The organism is Streptomyces sp. NPDC057654 (assembly GCF_042800135.1).
Lineage (GTDB): Bacteria > Actinomycetota > Actinomycetes > Streptomycetales > Streptomycetaceae > Streptomyces.
Genome location: NZ_JBHVHQ010000626.1, coordinates 1 through 5144 on the forward strand (window position 1 = coordinate 1; position 5144 = coordinate 5144).

The 5144-nt window shown below is 70.1% G+C and carries 5 protein-coding genes; 3 read left to right on the plus strand and 2 right to left on the minus strand.

The window, feature by feature from the left end:
* Window positions 1–361 (plus strand): glutamate ligase domain-containing protein (locus tag ACFU99_RS32230; RefSeq protein ID WP_384398768.1); only part of this gene is annotated, 361 nt, incomplete at its 5' end.
* Between the two features lie 48 nt (window positions 362–409).
* Here ACFU99_RS32230 and ACFU99_RS32235 read toward each other — a convergent pair.
* Window positions 410–1525, minus strand: coding sequence for a lipid II:glycine glycyltransferase FemX (locus ACFU99_RS32235; RefSeq protein ID WP_384398776.1), 1116 nt, complete (start codon window positions 1523–1525; stop codon window positions 410–412).
* Window positions 1526–1845: 320 nt separating this feature from the next.
* Here ACFU99_RS32235 and ACFU99_RS32240 point away from each other — a divergent pair, with 320 nt between their 5' ends.
* Together ACFU99_RS32240 and ACFU99_RS32245 are read left to right on the plus strand one after the other, a co-directional pair.
* On the plus strand, window positions 1846–2562 hold the full coding sequence (locus ACFU99_RS32240; protein WP_384398770.1) for a response regulator transcription factor: 717 nt from the start codon (window positions 1846–1848) through the stop codon (window positions 2560–2562).
* Window positions 2555–3736 (plus strand): sensor histidine kinase, encoded by a 1182-nt coding sequence (locus tag ACFU99_RS32245; protein WP_384398772.1) that lies wholly within the window; start codon window positions 2555–2557, stop codon window positions 3734–3736. The genes ACFU99_RS32240 and ACFU99_RS32245 overlap by 8 nt, the downstream gene beginning before the upstream one ends.
* 50 nt (window positions 3737–3786) lie before the next feature.
* Here ACFU99_RS32245 and ACFU99_RS32250 read toward each other — a convergent pair.
* On the minus strand, window positions 3787–5144 hold a 1358-nt coding region (locus ACFU99_RS32250), incomplete at its 5' end, for a PEP-utilizing enzyme (protein ID WP_384398774.1).

Sequence of the window (5144 nt, forward strand, 5' to 3'; positions counted from 1 at the left end):
GCTGCTCAACGACGCCTACAACGCCAACCCCGACTCGACCCGCGCCGCCCTGGACGCCCTGGCGGCGATCGAGGGCAGACGCCGCATCGCCGTCCTCGGCGAGATGCTCGAACTCGGCGACATCAGCGAGGCCGAGCACCGCGCCGTCGGCGCGTACGCCGCCTCCCGCGCCGATGTGGTGGCCACCGTCGGCACGGCCGCCCGCCCGATCGCCGACGGCGCGGGGGAGCGGGCGGTGACGCTCGCCGACAACGACGCGACCGTCGACTGGCTGCGCGGCCATCTCGCCGCCGGCGATGTCGTGCTCGTCAAAGCCTCCCGCGGGGCGCGCCTCGACGAGGTCGCCGCCGCGCTCGCGTAGTTCACGCGCGCGATGGAGCCTCAGCATTCGTGGGCGCGTGCGGGGGTCTCAGCGCCCGCGCCGCCTCATATAGAGGCCGAAGGCCCGGTAGACCATCGGCCGCAGCGGCAGATCCCACTCGCCGACGTACCGCACCGCCTGGCCGCCGGTGCCGACCTTGAACTGGATCAGTCCGACGTGCGGGTCGTCGGCGTCGAGGGTGGGGGTGATGCCGCGCAGGTCGTACACATCGCAGCCGGCTGCCAGCGAGTCGCGGATCATCGTCCACTGGCAGGCGTTGGAGCCGCGGACCTCGCGCTTCTCGGTGGAGGAGGCGCCGTACGAGTACACCGCGTGGCCGCCGACCCGGACCAGTACGGTCGCGGCGACCAGATCGCCCTGGTGCCGGGCGAGATAGAGCGTGATCCGCTCGGGATCCTCGGCGCCCAGCGCCGCGAACATCGTCTCGAAGTAGCGCAGCGGCCGGGGGGTGAAACGATCGCGCTCCGCGGTGTGGACGTAGAGGCCGTGGAACGCCTCCAGATCGGCCGGACCGCCGCCGACCGTCACCTCCACCCCTTCCTTCGCCGCCTTCTTGATGTTGCGGCGCCACAGCTGATTCGCGCCCCTGAGCAGGTCCTCCTCGGATTTTCCGGCCAGCGGGAGCTCGTACTTGAACTGCGGATGCCCGACCCCGAAGCCGTCCTCCGGACTCTGCGGCAGCCAGCCCGCGTCCCTGAGCCGGCCGGCCAGGCGCGCGCCGACCGGGTCGGCCCACTGTCCGGACAGCTCGGTGAGCCGCCTGACGCCCGGCGCGGCGATGCCCTCCTTGATCTGGGCGGCGCTCCACGTGTCCGTGCGCACCGGCGGGCCGAGCCGGATCGCGAACGCGCCGTGCGCCTTGAGATAGGCCGCCAGCGGGTCGAGCCACACGCCGATCTCGCCCGTCCAGTCGATCACCGGGCCCTCGGGCAGATAGGCCAGCGTGAAGCGGTCGAGCCGCGGCACCGGGCGGTGCAGGACCAGCCCGACGCCGACCAGCCGCCGCCCGTCGAACCAGCCGAGGGACTCGCTGCGCCACTCGGTCTTGACGCGGCCCCACGCCGGGGTCTGGAGAAAGCTGACCGACCGCTGTGACTGTACGAACGCCAGGTGCTCGGCGGCGGTGATCGGCACGACGGTCAGGCCCGCGCCGTCGGCCCTCGCGGCCGCCTTGGCCCCGTGGGGGCGCGCAACGCGGCTCACCGGTCTGCCGTCCTTGCGGAACGGGCGGAACGGGTGGAACGGGCGGAACGGGCGGAACGGGCGGAACGGTCGGAACGGATGGAACGGGCGGGTCCGGCGGGGCAGGCGGAATGTCGGGGCTGTTCAGACCGGCGGGCCGGTCGGGCCGGTCGGGCTGGTTCGCTGGTGCGCATGGCGCCAGCCAAGACGGCCCGGTGTTGCCGTCGCGTATGCGGTTTTCGATATGCCGGCGATACACGGGGACTCGTAGGCTTGACGGCATGCGTGTGCTGATCGTCGAGGACGAGCCATATCTGGCGGAAGCCATTCGCGACGGCCTGCGGCTGGAGGCCATCGCGGCCGATATCGCGGGCGACGGCGGTACGGCCCTGGACATGCTCAGCACCAATGCCTACGACATCGCCGTCCTCGACCGCGATATCCCCGGACCCTCCGGCGACGAGATCGCCCAGCGCATCATCGCCTCCGGCAGCGGCATGCCGATCCTCATGCTCACCGCCGCCGACCGCCTCGACGACAAGGCCTCCGGCTTCGAACTCGGCGCGGACGACTACCTCACGAAACCCTTCGAACTCCTGGAACTCACGCTCAGGCTCAGAGCGCTCGACCGCAGACGCGCCCACAACAGGCCGCCCGTACGGGAGATCGCGGGGCTGCGGCTCGACCCGTTCCGCAGAGAGGTCTACCGCGAGGGCCGCTATGTCGCGCTGACCAGAAAACAGTTCGCCGTGCTCGACGTCCTCGTCGCGGCCGAAGGCGGCGTCGTCAGCGCCGAGGAACTTCTGGAACGGGCGTGGGACGAGAACGCCGACCCGTTCACCAACGCCGTACGCATCACCGTCTCGGCGCTGCGCAAACGGCTCGGCGAACCCTGGATCATCGCCACGGTGCCGGGCGTCGGCTATCGCATCGACAATGTCGCGCCCGGCGCCGGATACACCGGATACACCGGATTCGGTGGAGGAGACCGTGCGTAGAGCCCCCGGTCTGAGCGTCCGCGTCAAACTCACCCTCAGCTACGCCGGATTCCTCATGCCGGCCGGAATGCTGCTGCTCGCGGTGATGTGGGTATTCGTCCTGCGCCACCTGCCCGCCTATTCGAGCGTCGACGGGGGAATCCTCGTCCGCGCGTTCCTCATGCGCGACTTCGCGGTGGCCGCGGGCGCGACGCTGGGCTTCCTGCTGGTGTTCGGGCTCGTGGGCGGCTGGTTCCTCGCCGGCCGCATGCTCGCCCCGCTGAACCGCATTACCACCGCCACCCGCATGGTCGCGAAAGGGTCGCTCTCCCACCGCATCCGGCTGCCGGGCCGCAAGGACGAATTCCGTGAACTCGCCGACTCCTTCGACAGGATGCTCGCGCGGCTCGAAGCACACGTCGCCGAGCAGCGCAGATTCGCCGCCAACGCCTCGCACGAGCTGCGCACCCCGCTGGCGATCTCGAAGGCGCTGATCGACGTGGCCCGCACCGATCCGCACCACGACACCGCCGAACTCCTCGACCGCCTCCACGACGTCAACACCCGGGCCATCGACCTCACCGAGGCGCTGCTCCTGCTCAGCCGCGCCGAACAGCGGTCCTTCACCCGGGAACACGTCGACTTGTCCCTCATGGCGGAAGAGGCCGCCGAAACGCTCCTCCCGCTCGCCGAAAAGCACGGCGTCACCATCCAGACCAGCGGCGACATCGCCGTCACGAGCGGATCGCAGGCGCTCCTGCTGCAACTGACCACGAACCTCGTGCACAACGCGATCATCCACAACCGGCCCGAACGCGGCGCCGTGCGGGTCCGTACGCGCCTCCGGCACGAGACGGCGGTGCTCACCGTCGAGAACACCGGCGAGCAGATCGCCCCCGAGCTGGCCGCGACCCTGGCCGAACCGTTTCAGCGCGGTACGGAGCGCGTACACGCCGATCACGCGGGCGTCGGCCTCGGCCTGGCGATCGTCAAATCCATCGCTCAGGCACACGACGGAACGCTCACCCTCACCCCGCGTCCTTCCGGCGGGCTCCGGATCACCGTGGCCCTGCCGGCCGCGGTCCCGGGCGCCGACAGGGGCCGGAGCGTCCCGGGTACGGATACGGGCCGGGGCCTTCCGGTTACGGACACGGGGCGGGGCAGGGCGGCATCCGACGCCGCGCTGAAGCCGTAGCGACAGCCCATAGCGGCAGCCGATGGGGCAGCCGTAGGGGTCGGCGCCCGTCACGCCGTCGGAAGGATCTCGATATACCCGTCGGTCCCGTTCACCCGGATGCGCCGGCCGTCCTGGATCCGCTGCGTGGCGCGCTCGACCCCGACGACGGCCGGCAGCCCGTATTCGCGTGCGATCACGGCCCCGTGCGTCATCAGGCCCCCGACCTCCGTCACCAGGCCGGTCACGGCGACGAACAGCGGAGACCAGCTGGGGTCCGTATGGGCCGTGACGAGGATGTCGCCCGGTTCGAGGTCGGCCTCCGCCATGTCGAGGATGACCCGGGCCCGTCCTTCGACGGTCCCGGCGGAGACCGGCAGGCCGACCAGGGCGCCGGTCGGCAGGTCGTCGCGCCGGTACGTTCCGTTGATGGTCTCGCCGTCCGAGGTGAGCACCCTCGGCGGCGTGAGCGTTTCGTAGGTCCTGAACGCGTCCTTTCGCCGGCCGATGAGTTCGTCGTCGACCTGGTCCGTACGCGCGACATCGTGCAGTTCCTGGAACCGGAGAAAGAAGATGTCCTCCTTTTCGCGGAGCACGCCGGTGTGCACGAGGCGTTCGGCCTCGGCCAGCAATGCCTGCTTGTACACGAAATAGCGGCTGATCATTCCGTACTTCGGATACTCGCGGTACCCGGCGAACGCCCGCACCCGGTCGATCATCCGCTTGGTCTCCTCGGCCTTCCGCTCCCCGTCCGGCAGGGCCCGCAAGCGCTCCAGCAGCTCCTGTTCCTTCGTACGAGCCTCCCGTCGCCCTTGCTCGAAGCGGCGCTCGCCGGCGCCCGGCTCCAGGTTCTGGACGTTGGAGAGGATCATGGGGAGGAGCGTGGCGGGGCGTTCGCTCCAGCGCGTCCTGGTGATGTCGATCTCGCCGGCGCAGCGCATGCCGTACAGGTCCAGATAGGCCGCGATGGCATCACGCGCCTCCCGCCCGCCGTCGAGTTCGGCCAATTCATCGAGGAAGCCGTTGCCCTGCCCCTCAATCCTGTCCGCGATGTCGCGCAGAAAGGCGACGACATCCGGATGAGGGCGAATCGCGTCCGCGACATCGAGGAGGGAAAGTCCCATCTCCGAGGTGACGTTGTGGGGGACGGACTGGGTGAGCGTGTCGGCCGCGTTCTTCTCGCCCAGCCATTCCAGCAGTTTCTCGTTGAGCCACCACGTGGCTTCCATCCCAGCCATGATCATCTTGATGCCTCGGCGATCGAACAGGAGCCGCCTCAGCTCCTGGACGTCCGCCAGGACGAAGTCGAACAGCGCGGTTCCGGACTTCGTCCGGATGTCGTGCTTCAGCTGGTCGATGGATGCCTGGTTGCGCGCGAGCAGCTCGGGGCCGATCGCGGGTTCGGGCTCGTCGGCGGGATCGTCCGCGG